At 64.0% G+C, this 18,932-nt stretch carries 13 protein-coding genes; 9 read left to right on the top strand and 4 right to left on the bottom strand.

Annotated elements, in window-relative coordinates; translation table 11 throughout:
* Positions 1-96: 96 nt before the first annotated feature.
* From CCOS864_RS11985 to CCOS864_RS11970, 4 genes are all read right to left on the bottom strand, one after another.
* Positions 97-552: an REP-associated tyrosine transposase gene (locus CCOS864_RS11985; RefSeq protein ID WP_115086503.1), complete on the bottom strand. Its 456-nt coding sequence runs from the start codon at positions 550-552 to the stop codon at positions 97-99.
* A gap of 143 nt (positions 553-695) precedes the next feature.
* The gene (locus CCOS864_RS11980; RefSeq protein ID WP_115086502.1) at positions 696-2,123 is read right to left on the bottom strand and encodes a sigma-54-dependent transcriptional regulator; all 1,428 of its coding nucleotides are present in this window, start codon (positions 2,121-2,123) and stop codon (positions 696-698) included.
* Entirely contained in the window at positions 2,092-3,588 is a 1,497-nt protein-coding gene (locus CCOS864_RS11975; RefSeq protein WP_115086501.1) for a sensor histidine kinase, read from the bottom strand. Before CCOS864_RS11975 ends, CCOS864_RS11980 begins: the two co-directional genes overlap by 32 nt.
* A gap of 126 nt (positions 3,589-3,714) precedes the next feature.
* Positions 3,715-5,187, bottom strand: coding sequence for a sensor histidine kinase (locus CCOS864_RS11970; RefSeq protein ID WP_115086500.1), 1,473 nt, complete (start codon positions 5,185-5,187; stop codon positions 3,715-3,717).
* A gap of 249 nt (positions 5,188-5,436) precedes the next feature.
* Here CCOS864_RS11970 and CCOS864_RS11965 point away from each other — a divergent pair, with 249 nt between their 5' ends.
* The 9 genes from CCOS864_RS11965 to CCOS864_RS11925 all read left to right on the top strand — a co-directional run bounded on the left by CCOS864_RS11965 (position 5,437) and on the right by CCOS864_RS11925 (position 18,928).
* Positions 5,437-6,783 carry a hypothetical protein gene (locus CCOS864_RS11965; RefSeq protein ID WP_115086499.1) on the top strand — a complete coding sequence of 449 codons (1,347 nt, stop codon included), beginning with the start codon at positions 5,437-5,439 and terminating at the stop codon, positions 6,781-6,783.
* 35 nt (positions 6,784-6,818) lie between these two features.
* On the top strand, positions 6,819-9,050 hold the full coding sequence (locus CCOS864_RS11960) for an Ig-like domain-containing protein (protein ID WP_115086498.1): 2,232 nt from the start codon (positions 6,819-6,821) through the stop codon (positions 9,048-9,050).
* A 16-nt stretch (positions 9,051-9,066) separates the two neighbouring features.
* Positions 9,067-9,537, top strand: a complete 471-nt coding sequence (locus CCOS864_RS11955; protein ID WP_115086497.1) for a curlin — start codon at positions 9,067-9,069, stop codon at positions 9,535-9,537.
* Between the two features lie 16 nt (positions 9,538-9,553).
* Complete coding sequence (locus tag CCOS864_RS11950; protein WP_115086496.1) at positions 9,554-10,933, top strand: curlin; 1,380 nt, start codon at positions 9,554-9,556, stop codon at positions 10,931-10,933.
* Between the two features lie 216 nt (positions 10,934-11,149).
* Positions 11,150-11,662, top strand: a complete 513-nt coding sequence (locus CCOS864_RS11945) for a sigma-70 family RNA polymerase sigma factor (RefSeq protein WP_233673436.1) — start codon at positions 11,150-11,152, stop codon at positions 11,660-11,662.
* A complete protein-coding gene (locus CCOS864_RS11940) occupies positions 11,659-12,603 on the top strand; it encodes a FecR domain-containing protein (RefSeq protein ID WP_115086494.1) in 945 nt (314 codons plus the stop codon). The genes CCOS864_RS11945 and CCOS864_RS11940 overlap by 4 nt, the downstream gene beginning before the upstream one ends.
* A gap of 115 nt (positions 12,604-12,718) precedes the next feature.
* Positions 12,719-15,643, top strand: a complete 2,925-nt coding sequence (locus tag CCOS864_RS11935) for a TonB-dependent receptor (protein WP_115086493.1) — start codon at positions 12,719-12,721, stop codon at positions 15,641-15,643.
* Positions 15,644-15,826: 183 nt separating this feature from the next.
* Positions 15,827-18,073, top strand: a complete 2,247-nt coding sequence (locus tag CCOS864_RS11930; protein ID WP_115086492.1) for a TonB-dependent siderophore receptor — start codon at positions 15,827-15,829, stop codon at positions 18,071-18,073.
* A gap of 240 nt (positions 18,074-18,313) precedes the next feature.
* Positions 18,314-18,928, top strand: coding sequence for a response regulator (locus CCOS864_RS11925; RefSeq protein ID WP_115086491.1), 615 nt, complete (start codon positions 18,314-18,316; stop codon positions 18,926-18,928).
* Positions 18,929-18,932 lie beyond the last annotated feature (4 nt).

Raw genomic sequence — 18,932 nt, 5'->3', positions numbered from 1 at the left:
CACAATGGACCTGTGGGAGCTGGCGTTGCCAGCGATCGAGCGCGCAGCGGTCGCCATTCCCCACAGGGTTGTGCATGCTCCGATCACCCCAGGGGTCTAGAGCCAGATGGCATCCCAATGCGGGTAGTCGCCAATGCGGGACACCAATCCCGCTCTCAATGGGTTCGCAACGATGTAACGTGCCACCGCCTGAATATCCTCTTCCCGGCGCAACGCCCGGTCATGGAAGCCTTGTTGCCATAAGCGCCCCGTGCGCCGGCTGGCCTTGTTGATCAGGCAGGTACTGCGGGATTTGACCCGACGTACCAAGGATGCAAGGGTTCCCTGCTGCAGCTCGATCAACCAGTGCAGATGATCGGGCATGATCACCCAGGCCAGGGATTTCGCCAGGGCTTGTTGCTGTGCATATTGCAGCTGTTCAACCATCAGCCGAGCCAGGTGAAAATCAGTAAAAACCGGTTGGCGGTTTTCAGTGATGCTGGTCAGCAGGTACAAGCCGCCAGGTGTCGATACTCGCCCACGTCTCAGGCGGTGGGAGGCTGGGCTGTCCATGTCGGGTCTCCTGAAGATGAACTTTCAGGCTAGCCCGGTCATTACATTGGGGTATCAGTACAGTTAAACCTGATGTGTCTGGGGTATGCACAACCCTGTGGGAGCCAGCGTTGCCGGCGAAGGGCTGCGCAGCAGCCCCAACGCTACCACTGGCGCTTGTCAGGCCGGGTCAGTCCAAGTTTCTCGATCCGGTAACGCAACATATCCCGGCTCAAACCCAGCAGCCGCGCCGACTTGGTGACGTTCCAGTCGGTGCGATCAAGCATCTTGCGCACCATGTCGCGCTCCACTTCCGGCAGGCTCGCCGATGCCTGGGCATCGCCATTGCCGTACGCCTCGTGCACGGCAAGCGCCGGCATCTCCAGCGGCTCATCCACCAGGCTCATGCACACGTTGAGCTGGTGCGGGGCGATCAGCTCCTGGGGCGCCAGCAACACCGTCTGCTCAAGCATGTTGCGCAATTCGCGCACGTTGCCCGGCCAGCTGTAGTTGAGCATCAACTCCTCGGCCTCGTCGCTGAAGCGCAGGTTCGGCTTGCCATAGCGTTTGCCGTGCTGGGCAAGAAAGTGCCGAGCCAGCAACAGGATGTCTTCACCACGGGCATACAGCCTGGGCACCTTGATCGAGATGATGCGCAGGCGGAAAAACAGGTCACGACGAAACTTGCCCTGCTGGACCATCTGCTCCAGGTTGCAGTTGGTGGCGCTGATGATGCGCAGGTCGACCTTGCGTTCTTTCACCGCGCCAATGCGGCGGATGGTGCGGTCTTCCAGCAGCTTGAGCAGCTTGGCCTGCAACAGCAGGTCCATCTCGCCGATCTCGTCGAGAAACAAGGTACCGCCGTCCGCCGCCTCGACCAGGCCAACGCGGCGATCCTTGGCATCGGTAAACGCGCCCTTCTCATGGCCGAACAGCTCGGCTTCCAGCAGGTTGGCCGGGATCGACGCGCAGTTGAATTCGATAAACGGCCCCTTGCTGCGCACCCCGTCAAAATGCAGGGCGCGGGCTACCAGCTCCTTGCCGGTGCCGGTCTCGCCTTCTACCAGCACCGGCGGCAGGTCGCCGCTGGCCATGCGCCGCTCGGCGTCGAGCAACTGGCGGATGGTGTGCTTGAGGCCAAGCATGGCCGGTGACTCGCCAATCAGTGCCTGCCCACCGGATTTTTGCGCCTCGCGCTCCTGGTAAAACGACAAGGTGCGCTCCATGCGCTCGGTGGCCAGGGCCTTTTCCAGCATCAGCTTGAGTTCGGCCAGCACCACCGGTTTGGTCAGGTAGTGGAACGCGCCCTCTTTCATCGCCAGCACGGCATCTTCGACGTTGCCATAGCCGGTCATCATGATCACCTTGAGCTCCGGCTCGCGCTGGGCCAAGACCTTGAGCAGTTCGTGGCCGTTCATGCCGGGCAGCGAGTTGTCGGTCAACACCGCATCGGGCTGGCAGCGTGGCAATTGTTCCAGGGCCTCTTCTGCGCTATGGCAGACAGTGACCTCGAAGCCTTTGCGCTCAAGGTAGGTCTGGATGTTCTCGGCAAGGATTTCATCATCCTCGACTACCAGGATGCTCTGTTCCATGGTCCCCTCCCGCTGCAACATTGAAAATCAGGCAGACACGGGTTCCTTCCTCTTCACGGCTGGCCAGGCTCACCGAGCCGCCAAAACGTTCCATGATCCGCTTGACCAGCACCAGGCCGACCCCGAGGCCGCCCTGCTTGGTGGTGAAAAAAGGCTTGAAGACCATCCGTTCCTGCTGCTGGGTCATGCCCTTGCCGGTATCGCTCAGGGTCAGTTGCAGCTGCCGGCGGTCTTCCAGCACCTGCACCGCCACGTTCAAGCGCCCCCCCGTGGGCATGGCCTCCAGGGCGTTGGCGAACAGGCTGTTGAGGATCTGCGTCAGCAACACCGGCTGGCTGACCACCCAGGCCAGCGCCGGTGTGTCGATCTGTACCTGGACCTTGTTGCGATCCAGTTGCTGGGCGAATGCATGGCGGGTGTCGTCGATGGCTGCCACCAGTTCCACCGCTTCGGCATCGTCATTCATCGGCCGCAACGACACCAGCAGATCACGCACCCAGCGCGACATACGGTCAACCTGGCTGATGATGTCGCCGATGTTTTTCTGCGCCGGTGCGCTGGCGATGTCCTGGGCCAGTTCCGCGCTTGAGCGGATGTTGGCCAGCGGGTTGCGCAAGCTGTGGGCCACCGCCGAGGACATCTCGCCCAGGGCGGCAAAGGTCTCGCTGGCCACCAGTTGGGTTTCCTGGGTGCGCAGCATGCTCGCCGCGCGGCGCACGATCCAGAACAGGCCGAAGTAGATCAGCGCGCCGCCGAGGATGGTCGAGGTCCAGATCAGCACATACCCACGCTGGATGCGCCGCACCAGATCATGGGGCTCCTTGTAGATTTCCACCATCGACACCACCCGGGTGCCGGAAGCGTCGAACATCGGCAGGTAGTTCTCGATGAACAGGTACTCGGGCTCACGCTGGAATTTCTGCTCTTCGCGCTCTTCATCGGCCCGGTGGTAGCTGGCCGACACCGGCACTTTCGACGCGAACGACTCGTCCAGGTCCGCGTCCCCCTCGATCTGCTGCCCGATCAACTGCGGATTGGTCGACCAGACAATGGTCCGGTCCAGGGCGTAGACATTGGTCAGCAGGGTATCGGGCAGGCTGTCGACATGATCGAGGAACTCGGTGCGCGTCGCCGCCGCCACCTGCGCACTGACCTGGCTGTGCTGGCTGTCCTGGCGCGGGTCGAGCAGTTCGGCCATGGTCGTGCCCGGCGCAATACGCGAATGGCGCACTTCGGCCTGGGCCATGGCCTGGATGAACTGGGCGGTGAGCATGGCATCACGCTCGACGCTGTCATTGACGACAAACCGCGTCGACACGTAGCCAAGGCCCACGGCAACCGAGGCGATGATCAGCAGGCTGACCACGGAGAACCAGCGCAGCAGGTTGAACTGGCGCGGCGGTTTGTGTTGTGCAGCCTGGGATTGCTGGCCTTCATCGGCCAACTGGCGGTTGAGCATCTGCATCGGATGGTTTCCTTCCGGGATGCTTTTTTTCTTCAAATGTATAGCTCAGGCCATCCGGGGCGCCTGACATCAATACTAATGAGCGAAGATGCAGTGATAGTATTTAGCCATGCCTGTACGGCAGTATCAGCGCCGTTCACGGGCGGCCCTGGCCAGCCTGAAACTCAGCTGCACACAGGTGCCCTTGCCTTCACGACTGCTCAGGCGCACCGTGCCGCCAAAACTCTCCATGATCCGCCTGACCAGCACCAGGCCAACCCCCAGGCCACCTTGCTTGGTGCTGTAGAACGGTTTGAAGGCCATGCGCTGCTGCTGGTCGCTCATGCCCTTGCCGGTGTCGCACAGGCGCAGGATCAGGCTGTGGCGGTTGTGCCGCACAGGCTCGATGCGCAACGTACCGCCCTCGGGCATGGCTTCCAGGCCATTGGCGATCAGGCTGTTGAAAATCTGCCCGAGCAGTACCGGCTGGCTGAACACCTGCACCGCCGGCACGGCGTCGATCTGCACCTTGACCCCCTGGCGCAGCAGTTGTGGTTCGAATGCCTGCAGGCTGTCTTGCAGGATGCGCAGCAACTCCACAGGTTCGGCTGCATCACTGAGGGGACGCAATGATTGCAGGAGCTGGCGCACCCAATGCGACATGCGGTCGACCTGGCTGATGATGTCGCCGATGTTCTTCTGCGCCGGGCCCTCCTCGATCTCCTGGGCCAGCTCGGCGCTGGAGCGGATGCTGGCCAAGGGGTTGCGCAGGCTGTGGGCGACGGCCGAAGACATCTCGCCCAGGGCGACGAAGGTTTCATTGCTGATCAGTTGCTTTTGCTGGATGGCCAGTTGCCGGGCGGCGCGGTGCATGATCCAGAACAGGCCGAGGTACACCACCCCGGCGCCCACGGCAATCGCCAGCCAGATCAGCAGCAGGCCACGTTCGATGCGCACGATCAGGTCACGGGGTTCCTTGTAGATCTCGACCATGGCCGTGACATTCTCGCCGTCGGCGTCGAACAGCGGAATGTAGTTCTCGATGAACAGTTGCTCGGGCGGGGTGACGAACTTCTGCTCGCTGCGGGCTTGATCAACCGTGTGGTAGCTGGCCGATACCCGCCGCTTGTAGAGGAACGCCTGATCGAGGTCGTCATCAGCGTCGATCATCTTGCCGATCAGGGCCGGGTTGGTCGACCAGATCACCATGCGGTCCGGGGCGTAGATATTGGCCAGGAGCATGTCCGGCAAATGCGCGATGTGGTCGAGGAACTCGCCACGGGCAGCACGCCGGGCCTCGGGGCTGACATCGGCAAAGGCCTGGTCCAGGCGGGGGTCGAGCAGGTCGCCCATGGTCCGCACATTGGGGATGGCCACGCTGCGCACTTCGGCTGAAGCAATCGCCTGGATGAACTGGGCCGTGAGCAAGGCGTCGCGTTCGACACTTTCGTTGATGACAAAGCGGCTGGAGATCAGCCCCAGGCCGACCGCCACCGAAAGAATGATCGCCAGGCTGACGAAGGCGTACCAGCGCAGCAGGTCGAACGGTTTGCGCACGGCGGCGGGGGCCGGGCTTGCGACCTGCAAGGATGACGAATCGAGGCGTGGCTGGCTGCTCATCACTGACTCCCGAATGAACGCTCCATAGGTTATAGCCCAGCCCGGGGAATTCCCCCGCAGGCTTGCCCCACTTGCCCCCAACCCTGGGGCCCACGCCCCGTGACGGTGAACCCGCCCGGCACCCGTTGACCGCTCTCCAGGCCTTGCCGGCAGCGGCCTGCAGGCCGCTGACAAACTGTTGGTACGGATGTTGCCGATGCCTGTGCAGACGACCCAAGTCCATGGGCCCGATTGCAAGAGGGAAGACTCATGCACCGTCCAACGCCCCACCCACTGGCTTTGCTGATCCTGGCGAGCATTCTCCAGACGCCGGCCCAGGCCGCCCTGTTCGAAGTAGACCCCGGCCCTTACCTGCCGGCCACTGGCGGCTTTGCGGCCTGGTACCAGGACACCCACGGCCGGGTGCTCGATCTGTGCCTGTCCAAGGCGGTCAGTTCGCGGGTGCCCGGCGCCCCCGGTGCGCCGTCGTACATGTGCGTGCTCAACCCCGCCCCCGGGGTGTTCGATGACACTCAGCCGATCAGCTTCCCCAGCAACTACCCCGACGAGACCTTCTGGTTCACCGCCGATGCCGCGATTGTTGACGCTGCCCGTGGCATCGACCTGAGCTACGGCACCGCCATCGAGGCCGCCTTTGCCGCCGAGGAAGTGGTCGACGGCGACCAGGTCAGCTTTGCCCGGGTGCGTATCCGCGTCGACGTCCCCACCGCCGGTACCTACATCGTCACCCACCCTTACGGCGTCGAAGTGTTCGATGTACCCGCGGCCGGGGGACGGGCGATCAACATGACCCGCGACATCGGCATCGGCACGCCGAAGACCTACATGGGCGCGCTCAAAGGTGATGTCGGCCCGTTCCTGCGCGGCGTTGGCGGCCCTTACACCGAAACCAACCCGGCCACCGGCGCCAGCGAGCGCTTTATCGGCGACCCGAACCTGGAAGAAGCCGTGACCGGCAGCCCGTTCAATACCAACTTCGTGCGCATCGAAGGGCCCAACGGCCTGGACCTGCGCACCGAGCTGTTCTCGGTCTCGGGCAAGCTCTCCGACGTCGTCCGCCCAACCCCGGTAATCGCCCAGCGCAGCACCTACTCGCGCCACAGCGAGAACGGCGACCTGCGGGCCCAGCAGGACGTCTTCGTGCAGGCCCCGCCGCCACCGGCAAGCGCCACCCTGATCAGCCAGACCCCCAACCTCACCCTCACCGAGGCCAACACCACCGGCGCCTGGTACGCCCAGTCGGTGCTCAACCCGGCCCTGCCGATGAACCTGCAGGTGACCGCCGACAACCACCTGGCGATCCCCAGCAGCACGCCCACCACCCTGACCCTGCCGCTGACCGACCTGGTGGTGATCCAGCGCGCCGAGTACAGCCTGGCCTCCGGGCAGTTGACCCTGGTCGCCAGCACCAGCGACGAAACCAGCCCGCCGATGCTCAGCGCCCGCACCGGCAACGGCGCCACGATTGGCACCCTGAGCGGCAATGGCGCGGTCAAGACCCTCACCACCGGCCTGTCGCCGATTCCGCCCGCCAAGGTCACGGTGACCAGCGCCAACGGCGGTAGCGACAGCGAAGAAGTGGTGCTCGTGCCATGAACACTCTTACGCCACGTCCCGTAGCAGGAGGCAGCATGAACAACTGGCCACGCCTGGCGCTCTGCGCAGCCGGGCTTTCCCTCTCGCTGGCCGGCACTGCCTGGGCCGGCCTCAAGGCGGTCGATCCCGGCCCCTACACCCTGGCCACCGGGCGTTACCCGATGTGGTACCAGGACCACGGCAACCTGTCGCTGGAACTGTGCCAGTCGCGAGCGGCAAGTTCGCGGGTGCCGGCTTCGGTGCCACCGAACTACATGTGCACCCTGCTGCCCGAGCCTGGCGTCTACGACGACAGCCTGCCGCTGGTGTTCCCCGACAACTGGCCACCGGAGATGTTCTGGTACCTGGCCGAAACCGCGATCCCCGAGGTGGGCAACAGCGGTTACGAGCTGGAGGTCTATGTCGCCGGCATCGAAGCGGCGTTCGCCAGCGAGAACCCGGTGGACGGCGACCAGCAAAGCTTCGCGCGCATCCGCATTCGTGCCTCGGTGCCGCGTACCGGTACCTATGTGATCACCCACCCGTACGGGGTCGAGACGGTCAACGTCACCACCGCCGGGCGGCGCGCGATCAACATCACCCGTGACATCGGCATCGGTGCCCCGGGGGATTTCAGTGGCGTACTCAACGGTGCGGTCGGGCCGTTCCTGCGCGGTGTCGGCGGCCCCTACACCGAGATCAACCCCGATACCGGCGCCAGCGAAACCTACATCGGCGACCCGAACCTTACCGAAGCCGTGACCGGCAGCCCCAACAACACCAACTTCGTGCGAATGCAGGGCCCGGCCGGGACCCTCCAGACCAACCTGTTCACGGTCTCCGGCAAGGTCCTCGACCCGCGCAAGCAAACCCCTGCCGAGCTGCAGCGGGCCAGCTACCGGCGCACTGCGGCCGGCACCCGCGTCGAGGTGTTCGCCAAGGCGCCGAACAACGCCACGCTGTGCATGCGCGACACCCTGGCGCTGGTACCGGGCACCCCGCCCTCGCCCTGCCAGTTCAACCTGCTGGCCGACAATAACGGCCTGTTCTTCGCCCATCACCTGAGCAGCGCCGCACCGCCCGCGGTGATCGTGGTCACCGCCACCGACCCGACCGGCGCCACCCGCCCCACCGCGCTGTCGAGCAAGCTCAGCGATGTGGTCAAGGTCACCACCGCCCGTTATGACTGGGCCAACAAACGCCTGCGCATCGAGGCCAGCTCCAGCGATGAAGTGCAGGTGCCCGACCTGGTCGCCCAGGGTTACGGCCGGCTGTCGAAGTCCGGCACGCTGCAAACCCTGACGGTCAACGACCTGCCTCAGCCACCGGCAATCGTCACGGTGAAATCCGCCGCGGGCGGCAGTGACAGCGAGCCGGTGGTGGTGGTCGGCAATGCACCGGTCGAAGCCGATAACCAGGCACCGGTGGCGCAAGCCGATACCGGCAGTACCAGCTTCGGCGTGCCACTGACCCTGAGCCTGCTGGCCAACGACAGCGACCCGGACGACGACGTGCCGCTGAGCATCAGCGAGCTTACCCAGCCGGCCAGCGGCCAGGGCAGCGTGGTGCTCAACGGTAGCACCGCGGTCACCTACACCCCACCGGCCGTGGTCAACACGCCGCTGGTGGCCACCTTCACTTACCGAGCCCAGGACAACAAAGGGCTGCAATCGGCGGTAACCACAGTGACGGTCAACGTCGCCCCGAACCAGCTGCCAACTGCCGTCAACGACACGGCCGCGACCCTGGGCGTGGCCTTGCCGATCAACGTCCTGGGCAACGACAGCGATCCGGAAGGCAACGTGCCGTTGACGGTCGCCAGCGTCACCCAGCCTGCGACCGGACGCGGCACGGCGAGCACCGATGGCAGCCAGGTCACCTACACCCCACCGGCCACCGTGACCACGGCCTTTACCGCCACCTTCAGCTATGTCGCCCGCGACAGCCTCGGCGCGCTGTCGGCACCGGCCACGGTCACGGTGCAGGTGTCGCCACGGCCAGCGGCGGAAACCTTCGCGGTGACGGCGGCAACGGTCACCGCGCGCTCCAACAACCGCTTCAACTGGGACATCTCCGGCACTTCGTCGGTGACCACCGGCAACACCATCACCGTGCAGGTCACCACCCCGACCGGCCTGGTCACCCTCGGCAGCACCGCGGTGCCGCTGACCGGACGCTGGCGGCTGACGGTGAGCAACAGCACCACGGTGATCCCGACTGCGGCGCCGACGGCAACCGTGCGCAGCAGCCAGGGCACCGTGCGTACCGTGCCGGTCACCGTGCAGTAACAACAGGAGAACGACCATGGCGCGCCTGACCACCTTGCTGCTTTGCCTGACCCTGAGCGGTCAGGCCGCCCTGGCCGACGACCTGATGGACAACGCCGACCTGGCCGTGGGCAGTGACCTGGGCGAAATGTCGATGCAGGCGCTGGCGCCTTCGAGCGGCCAGCAGGCCCTGGTCGAACAGAACGGCCAGAGCAACCGCGCCGCCATCGGCCAGGACGGCCAGGCCCTGCTCGGGCGCATCGTCCAGCAAGGCGGGGCGCAGGAGGCGTTCATCCTGCAACAAGGCAACGACCTGATGGCCTCGATCAGCCAGCAGGGCTATGGCAACAGCGCCTCGATCAGCCAGAGCGGCAGCAACAACCGCGCGCAGATCGAGCAGTACGGCAACAGCAACAGCGCCAGCATCGAACAGGCCGGCAGCGGGCTTTCAAGCTCGGTGATCCAGGCCGGCAACGGTCAGCGCGTGCAGGTCAACCAATACCGTTAAACCTGGAGGCACCACCATGTTCAAGCTCGCTCCTTTAAGCGCCGCCATTGTCCTGGCCGTTGCCGGCCAGGCCATGGCCGACGACAGCCTGTCGACCCAGAACCAGTTCGGTACCGAGAACATCGCCGAGGTCAAACAGATCGCCGCGCCGCTCAGTATCACCACCCAGAACCAACTGGGCCAGGGCAACAACCACGCTGCCAAGCAGGAAGGCGGCAACAGCCAGATCCAGCAAAGCGGCGCCGGTGACTACAACGCCGGGTACGCCGAGCAATTGTTCGAGTTCGGCAGCCAGATCAACCAGCAGAACGCCGGGGCCCTGAACAACACCCACGCCAGCCAGTCGCTGGGCGTCGAGAACACCGCCCAGCAGACCCAGGAAGGCACCGGCAACTTCTCGTTCGTCTACCAGGACACCCAGACCGGCAGCCAGGGCACCACCCTGCAGTACGGTGACAACAACCGCGCCTTCGTCGAGCAGCAGTACGGTGGCGCCGGCAACAATGCCCTGAGCATCCAGGCCGGTAGCGGCAACTACAGCGCCGCCGAGCACCTCAACCACCTCAACGGGCAGATCGGCATCTTCCAGGCCGGCGACGACAACTGGGCCTATGGCGACCAGCGCGAGGGCCAGGGCGGCACGGTGACCATCAGCCAGAATGGCAGCGCCAACTCCAGTGAAGTCTGGCAGGACACCCAGCTTGGCAGCCAGGCCACGGTGACCCAGTACGGGCAAACCAACGAAAGTGTGATCGACCAGAGCTTCGGCGACGGCAACATCGCCAGCATCACCCAGCTCGGCGGCCTCAACGCCATCTACGCCGACCAGTACGAGTCGCTGCAGTCGACCACCACGCTGTTGCAGAACGGCCAAGGCAACGTCTACTACACCTACCAGAATGGCGACAATCATGTGCTGACGGTGACCTCCACCGGCGATGGCAACAAGATCCTCGCCAGCAACTGGAAGGGCGACAAGCCCGGTGGCCAGTTCGGCAGTGCCCAGCGCGCCGAGATCAACCAGACCGGCAACGGCAACAGCGCCAACCTGACCCAGGCCGACAGCAACAACGAGCTGTATTTCGAACAGAACGGCAGCGACAACCTGCTCATCGCCGACCAGCGCGGCACCGTCAACTACGCCACGGGCTTGAGCAACGGCGTTGGCAACAGTATCAAGGTCGAGCAGTCGGGTAGCGGCAACCAGAGCTACACCTGGCAGCTGTATGGCGACAACAACCAGGCCAGCATCAAGCAGGCCGATGGCGTCAACGTCGCCTACGTGACCCAGGGCGGCTCGGCCAACCAGGCGCTGGTCGACCAGAGCGGCGCCAACATGACCGCGAACATCCAGCAGTTTGGTGCGGGTAACCAGGCGACAGTGTTGCAGCAGTAACCATGTTGGGGCTGCTACGCAGCCTATCGCTGGCAAGCCAGCTCCCACAGAGACCGCATGCACCTTGTGGGAGCTGGCTTGCCAGCGATGCGGCCGCCGCAATCTGATTCTCCCCCCACTTGACCGTGACTCACCGACAGGGTGGTCACGGTTCCTTTTTTACCCCTATAATGCGAACAATTCGCAACTGCATCTTTCATGTTTCAGGATCTCCGGGTGCCTCCTACCTCCCTCGCCCCCCAGCAACAGCTCCATGGCCTCTATCGCGATCACCACGGCTGGCTGCAGGCCTGGCTGCGCAAGCGCCTGGGCGACCGTGAGCGCGCCGCCGACATTGCCCACGACACCTTTCTGCGCCTGTTGGTCAGCGGCCGCCTGCCCGGTCACGACGAGGGCCGCAGCTACCTGGTGCAACTGGCGCGCAACCTGGTGATCGACCAATGGCGCCGGCAACGTATCGAGCAGGCTTACCTGGCCAGCATCGCTCACCTGGACGAACCGCAGACGCCTTCGCTGGAGACCCGCGCGATGATCCTGCAGACCCTGCAACAGATCGACCAGATGCTCGACAGCATGCCGGCCAAAGTGCGCAGCGCCTTCCTGTTGTCGCGCTTCGAAGGCCTGGGCTACGCCGACATCGCCGAGCGCCTGGGGGTGACCGTCAGTTCGGTACAGAAGTACATGATCCGTGCCATCCAGGCCTGCTATCAGGTGCTCTACAGCGAATGAACCCGGCAAGCGATGCACCGATCGACGCGGCGATCGTCGAGCAAGCCAGCCACTGGCTGATGCTGCACTGGGACGGGCCGCTGGATGCGCAACAACGTCTGGCGTTTGCCCACTGGCAAGCGGCAGACCCGGAGCACCAGCGCGCCTGGCAACGCCTGCAAACCCTGCAGCAGACCCTCGCCGCGGTGCCCGCGCAAACCGCCCGCAGCGTGCTCGAAGAGCGCCAGAGCCGGCGCACCCTGCTCCGGCAGCTGTGCGTCTTGCTGCTGGTGGGCGGCAGTGGTTACCTGGGCCAGCGCCACCTGCCCTGGCGGGAGGCCATGGCCGATCAGCGTACCGCCGCCGGCGAAGTGCGCCGCCTGCAACTGGCCGATGGCAGCCAGTTGCTGCTCAACAGCCGCAGCAGCGTGAACATCCGGTTCAGCAACCACGAAAGACGCATCCGCCTGCTCGAAGGCGAACTGCTGCTGAGCAGCGCCAGGGACCCGAGGCCGCTCAAGGTCGATACCCCTGCCGGTGAAGTGCAGGCGCTGGGCACCCGCTTTGCCGTGCGCGAAGTGCAGGGCGGCAGCCGTGTCGAGCTGTTCGAAGGCGCGTTGATGATTCGCCCCAAGGCGGGCAATGAGCAGTTGCTCAAGGCCGGCAATGGCCTGTGGTTCAACGCGCAAGGCTGCGGCCCGCAGCATGCCGCCGACAGCAACAGCATCGCCTGGGAACACGGCCGGCTGATCGCCGAGCGCCAGCCGCTGGGACAATTCCTCGATGAGCTGAGCCGGCATCGGCGCGGGATCATCCGCTGCGAGCCGGCAATCGCCGAGCTGCCGATTACCGGCGTGTTTGCCCTGGCCGACAGCGAGCGCACCCTGACTGCCCTGCAGGACAGCCTGCCGATTCAGGTGCACTACCTGAGCCGCTACTGGGTGACCGTCAAGGCGCGTTGACCCTCCTCCCATCCGCTTTTGCAAAATTAATTGCGCTGACCTTTGTCGGTTTGCGGCGCTCGTTCGGGTTAGTCATCAAAGCTAACCAATAAGCATTCTCAAAGGAGCCTTCGGGATGCCGAACCTGCTGCCACCCTGCCCGTCCACCCTGAGCCTGGCGATCCGCACCGGATTGTTCGGCGGCCTGCTCAGCGCTGTACTCTGTACCCTGGCAACGCCGGTTCAGGCTGAACCTGCCCGCCAGGAGCAACGCCTGTACCAGATTCCGCCCGGCAACCTCGACCAGGCCCTGACCCAGTTTGCCGCCAGCGCCGGCCTGCTGCTGTCGGTGGATGCACGCCTGACCGCCGGCAAGCCGTCGCTGGGCCTGCAGGGCCATTATTCGCCCGCCCAGGCCCTGGGCAAACTGCTGGCCGGCAGCGGCTTGAGCGCGTACTTCAGTGACGATGGCCGGGTGCTGATCGAAAGGGCCGCGCAAGCCAGCGATGCCCTGGAGCTCGGCGCCACCCGGGTCAAGGGCCAGGCAGAGGACGACGCGCTCAAGGACTACGGCGTGCCGCGTTCGGTGGAAACCCGCGACCTGGAACAACTGGAGCGCTTTCGCGGCCGCTCCAATGCCGACATGCTCGCCGGCATCGCCGGTGTGCAGACCTCCGACGGGCGCAACGGTGGCGGTATCGAAGTGAACATCCGCGGTATCCAGGGCCAGGGCCGGGTGCCGGTCAAGGTCGACGGCAGCCAGCAATCGCTGGATGTCTATCGCGGTTACGCCGGCACTGCGCAGCGCGCCTACATCGACCCGGACCTGATCAGCAGCGTCACCGTCAACAAGGGCCCGAGCCTGGACGCCGGCGCTTCCGGTGCCATCGGCGGCTCGGTCGAGATGCAGACCCTGACCGTCGATGACATCCTCAAGCCTGGCCAAACCACCGGCTGGCGCCTGCGCGGCTCGCTGTCGGACAACAGCACAGCCGATGTCCCCAGCGATTACCGGGTACGCCCACGCACCGAGCGCAACGACCTGCTGCACCCGCACGACTGGTCGCGCAGCCTGGCCTTCGCTCACAAGGACGAAGCCTTCGACGTGGTCGCCGCCTACGCCGAGCGACGCAACAACAACTACTTCGCCGGCAAGCACGGCTACTCGCGCTACGACACCTCGGTGAGCAGCGGCGGCGCCCTGGTCGATGCCAACACCGTGGCGCGCAACTACTGGCCCGGCGAAGAGGTGCTCAACTCCAGCACCCACAACAAATCCTTCATGCTCAAGGGCACCCTGTACCGCGACAACGGCCTGGAACTGGGCCTGGGCTACCGCTACATGGATTCGAGCTTCGGCGAAATCATGCCCTCGCAGATTGGCCGGACCGGCCCGTCGATGACCTGGCCACTGGGCGACTTCAAAAAAGACATCGACCGCTACGACGAAGAATTCTGGATGCGCGCCAACCCCGAGTATTACCAGCAGTGCTCGGCCATCGATGCACCGGTGCCGGATGGCGACAACCGCTGGGACAGCACCGGTTGCTACGTGCGCGAGACGCTGGACCCGGTGTACGACTACACCGACGCCAACCAGATGATCCAGTTCAAGCCCGGCAACATGAAGCTGCACACCCTCACCAGCGAGTTGAAGTGGCGCCCCGAGGACGACAGCCTGGCGCGCTATATCGACCTCAACGGCCATGCCTGGGCGACCTTCGGCCGCAGCATCATGTACAACAATGTCGGCTTTACCGCGCCGCAACGGGGCCAGGGTTACCAGGACGAGCAAAGCGAGAACTACCGCAAATCGCTCAAGTCCGACCTGAGCAACCTCAAGGTCGGCACCGACATCAGCAACACCAGCCGCTTCGTTACCGGCACCGGCGACTACGCCCTGACCTATGGTGCCTCGTACCTCTATGAAACCATCGACCCGACCCGCAAGCCCTGGCAGGACGACCTGGAAAACAACCGCATCGAACGCAATGGCTACCGTCACGAATACAGCCTCAGCACCGCCCTGGAATACAAGCCGATCCCTGAACTGACCTTCACTGCGGGCGGACGCTACAGCGGTTATCGTATCCATGATCGCAACCGCCAGGCGCTGTTTGCCGCACCGGCTGGCGCCGACCCGGACGCACCGTGGTGGAACGCGGAGTTTGCCGGCTTTGCCGACAACGCCGAGCTGTCCGGCCACGGCTTCGCCCCGGCCTACAGCGTCAGTTATGCCTTTACCCCCAACGTCATGGCCTATGCCCTGTACAACCAGGGCATGCGCATGCCGTCGCTGTTCGAGACCACCCTCGGCAGCTGGTCGGCAGAACCCAACTACGACCTGCGCCCGGAGCGGATGAAAACCTTCGAGGTCGGTGCCTCGTTCAAGGGCAGCAACCTGCTGCTGGACAACGACCAGGCCGGCGTCAAGCTGGCCTACTTCCACAACACCATCGACGACATGGTCACCCGCAATTACCGCTACAACCCCAAAGGCCGCCCGGGGTTCAACGGCGAGCTGAAAATCCGCAACGTCGACAGCTTCACCACCCAGGGCGTCGAGCTGCAGAGCCACTACGACAGCCACTGGTGGTTCGCCGACGCTTCGTACGTCTACAACATCAAGGCCGAAACCTGCGACCGTGCCTTTGCCCAGGCCCTGCGCGAGGGTGGCAAGTCAGAGACGCCCAACTGCACGACCGGCGGCTTCCAGGGCTCTTACACCAACACCCAGAACCCACCGCGCTACAGCGTCAACCTGGTGCTGGGGGCCAAGGCCTTCGAGCAGAAACTGGCTACTGGCGTGCGCATGCGCTACACCAGCGGGCCGATGTATGTGCTGGACAAGAGCTGGCATGTGGGCACCACCACACCGCAGCAACATTACCTGGAAGCGCGTATTTACGACTTCTTCGCCGACTACCAGGTCAGCGACGAACTCAAGGTCAGTTTCAATGTTTACAACTTTACCGACCAGTACTACCTCGACCCAATGTCGCAAAGCATGATGCCGGCACCCGGCCGTACCTCAAGCCTGGCAGCATCCCTACAATTCTAAAGGCCTTTGGCCAGTAACTCGTCGCAACCTGCGTAGCAGGGTTTTACCGCCCTGCTTCGTTAATATTTTATTTTTCTTCTAAAGGGTTTACTCGCGAATGTTAATTCTTATCATTCTCGACTCCCGAGCGACTCTGGCCTTTCCGTCCAGCCCGTTCACCCTTTGTTTCAGGAGAAATCTGACATGGTGTCGCGCTTCAACCTCAGCCCCATGAGCATTGCCCTGCTGGCTGCCCTGGGTTCCACGGCGATTGCCGCAGCCCCGCTGGAACTTCAACCGGACGAAGTCCAGGTGCAGCCCACCGACCTGCCAGTGGACGGCAGCCGACAGGCGATCGAGCTGGAAAACACCCGCGTGCTGGGCACTGCCGAAGAGGAACTCAAGCAGGCGCCCGGCGTGTCGATCATTACCGCTGAAGACATCAAGAAGCGCCCGCCGGTCAACGACCTCTCCGATATCATTCGCCGCGAGCCCGGGGTCAACCTCACGGGCAACAGCAGCAGCGGCGCCCGCGGCAACAACCGCCAGATCGACCTGCGCGGCATGGGCCCGGAGAACACCCTGATCCTCATCGACGGCAAGCCGTCCACCTCGCGCAACGCCGTGCGCTACGGCTGGAGCGGCGACCGTGACACCCGTGGCGAAACCAACTGGGTACCGGCCGAAGAAGTCGAACGCATCGAGATCCTTCGCGGCCCGGCTGCCGCGCGCTACGGCTCTGGCGCCATGGGCGGTGTGGTGAACATCATCACCAAGCGCCCGACCCAGGACCTGCGCGGCTCGATGACCCTGTACACCATGCTCCCCGAGGACGATTCCGAAGGCACCGGCAAGCGGGTCAACTTCAGTTTGAGCGGGCCGCTCACCGACAGCCTGATCTTTCGCGTGTACGGCAACCTGAACAAGACCGACGCCGACGACATGAAGATCAACTCGGCGCACCAGGCCTATGCCGAATCCTTGATGGCCGGCCGCGAAGGCGTGCGCAACAAGGACATCAACGGCCTGCTGAGCTGGAAGATCGACCCGGCCAACACCGTCGACCTGGAGTCGAGCTACAGCCGCCAGGGCAACATCTTTGCCGGCGACACCATGCTCAACGCCGGCGGCGAGTTCGTCGAAAGCCAGGTGGGCAAGGAAACCAACGTCATGCAGCGCTCAAGCTTTGCCGTGACCCACCGCGGCGACTACGACTGGGGCACCTCGACCGCCTCGCTATCCTACGACCTGACCCGCAACGGCCGCCTCAATGAAGGCCTGGCCGGCTGGGGCGAAGGTGCGCCATCGGGCGGTGCCGGGCGCTTTGAATCACGTCTGCGCAACACCCGGGCCACCGGCGAGGTCAACCTGCCGTTGAGCATGGGCCTTGAGCAGGTGCTGACCCTGGGCGGCGAGTACCTGTACGAGTCGCTCAACGACCCGGGCTCGCTGCGCCCGCAAAGCTATGACCCGGGAGCCGAGCTGCCGAACTTCGACCGCACCCAGACCAAATCCACCGCACGCAGCTTTGCCCTGTACGCTGAGGACAACATCGAAGTCGGTGAGAACACCATCGTCACCCCCGGCCTGCGCCTGGATCATCACGAAGACTATGGCGACAACTGGAGCCCGAGCCTGAACGCCTCGCACCAGATCACCGACGCCCTGAGCATCAAGGGCGGCATCGCCCGCGCCTACAAGACCCCGAACCTGTACCAGGCCAACCCCAACTACCTGCTGTACAGCCGTGGCGGCGGCTGCAACTCCGGCGAGCTCAACGAAGGCGGCTGCTACCTGCTGGGCAACGCCAACCTCGACCCGGAAACCAGCGTCAACAAGGAGCTGGGCCTGGCCTACGACAAGGGCACCTGGCGCACCAGCGCTACCTACTTCCGTAACGACTACAAGAACAAGATCGAGGCAGGCAACCAGACCTTGTTCCGCCTGCCCAACGGCCGCCGTATCCTGCGCTGGGAAAACACCGGCAAGGCCGTCGTGCAAGGGGTCGAGGGCAACCTGTTCGTCGAGCTGACCCCGGCGCTGGACTGGAACACCAACTTCACCTACATGATCGAGTCCGAGGACAAGAAAACCGGCGAGCCGCTGAGCATCATCCCCGAGTACACGGTCAACTCGACCCTGGACTGGAATGCCACCGACAAGCTGTCGTTCCAGCTCAACGGCACCTACTACGGCAAGCAGGAAGCACCGACCTACAACGCCCGGGCCAATGAAACCCTGGACAAGAAGGTGCAGAAGGATGTCGATCCCTATGGCATTGTCGGCATCAGCAGTGGTTACGAGTTCACCAAGAACCTGAGCATGCGCGTGGGGGTGAACAACCTGTTCGACAAGCGCCTGTACCGCGAAGGCAACTCGGATGAAGCCGGGGCCTTGACCTACAACGAAGCTGGCCGGGCGTACTTCGCGTCGTTTACTACTTCGTTCTGAGTCAGCGGGCAGCTTCGCTGCCATCGCCGGCAAGGCCGGCGATAGGCCGCGCAGCGGCCTTTATCTAGCTGACGCGTAGGAATTTTCGACAATACCTACCACAATTTTCAACGCCTCTATACTTCCCATACTTTTGCAACCTGATTCGACGTATCGTTGGCGACTCGCCGGCTCCGGCCCGATTCGTCTTCCTGAATGATTCAGGAAACGGCTTACCCTCTTCGTCAAGGAGTTGCGCCAATGCCTACGGTACTGATCGTCGATGATCACCCCACGATTCGTCTTGCGGTGCGTATGTTGCTGGAGCGCGAACGCTATGAAGTCGTGGGGGAAACCGGCGACGGCGTGGCCGCCGTACAGATGGCCCGCGAGTTGCGCCCCGACGTGGTCATCCTCGATATCGGCCTGCCCGGCCTCGATGGCCTGAGCGTGATCAAACGCCTGCACCTGCTGGAAAACACCCCGAAAATCATGGTCCTCACGGGGCAACCGGCCGGCTTGTTCGCCCGTCGCTGCCTGGATGCCGGCAGCTCGGCCTTCGTGCACAAGGACGAAGACCTGGAGGCGCTGATCTTCGCCTTGAAAGCCATGGTCAAGGGCTACTCGACCTTCCCTGACATGTCGGCCAACCGCGGCCCGCTGGGCTCGGAAGAAGAACGCCTGAGCAGCCTGTCCCACCGCGAGATGGAAGTGCTGCGCATGCTTGCGGCCGGCCTGTCGAACAACGATATCGGTGAGCGCATGCTGCTGAGTCCCAAGACCATCAGCACCTACAAAAGTCGGATCATGGAGAAGCTACAGGTAGGATCTTTCGTTGATCTCATGGGTCTGGCCCATCGCAATCAGGTGATCTGAGCCG

This window comes from Pseudomonas wadenswilerensis (assembly GCF_900497695.1).
Lineage (GTDB): Bacteria > Pseudomonadota > Gammaproteobacteria > Pseudomonadales > Pseudomonadaceae > Aquipseudomonas > Aquipseudomonas wadenswilerensis.
Note: the sequence above shows the minus strand (reverse complement) of the source record. Positions and strands in the feature narration are given on the sequence as shown.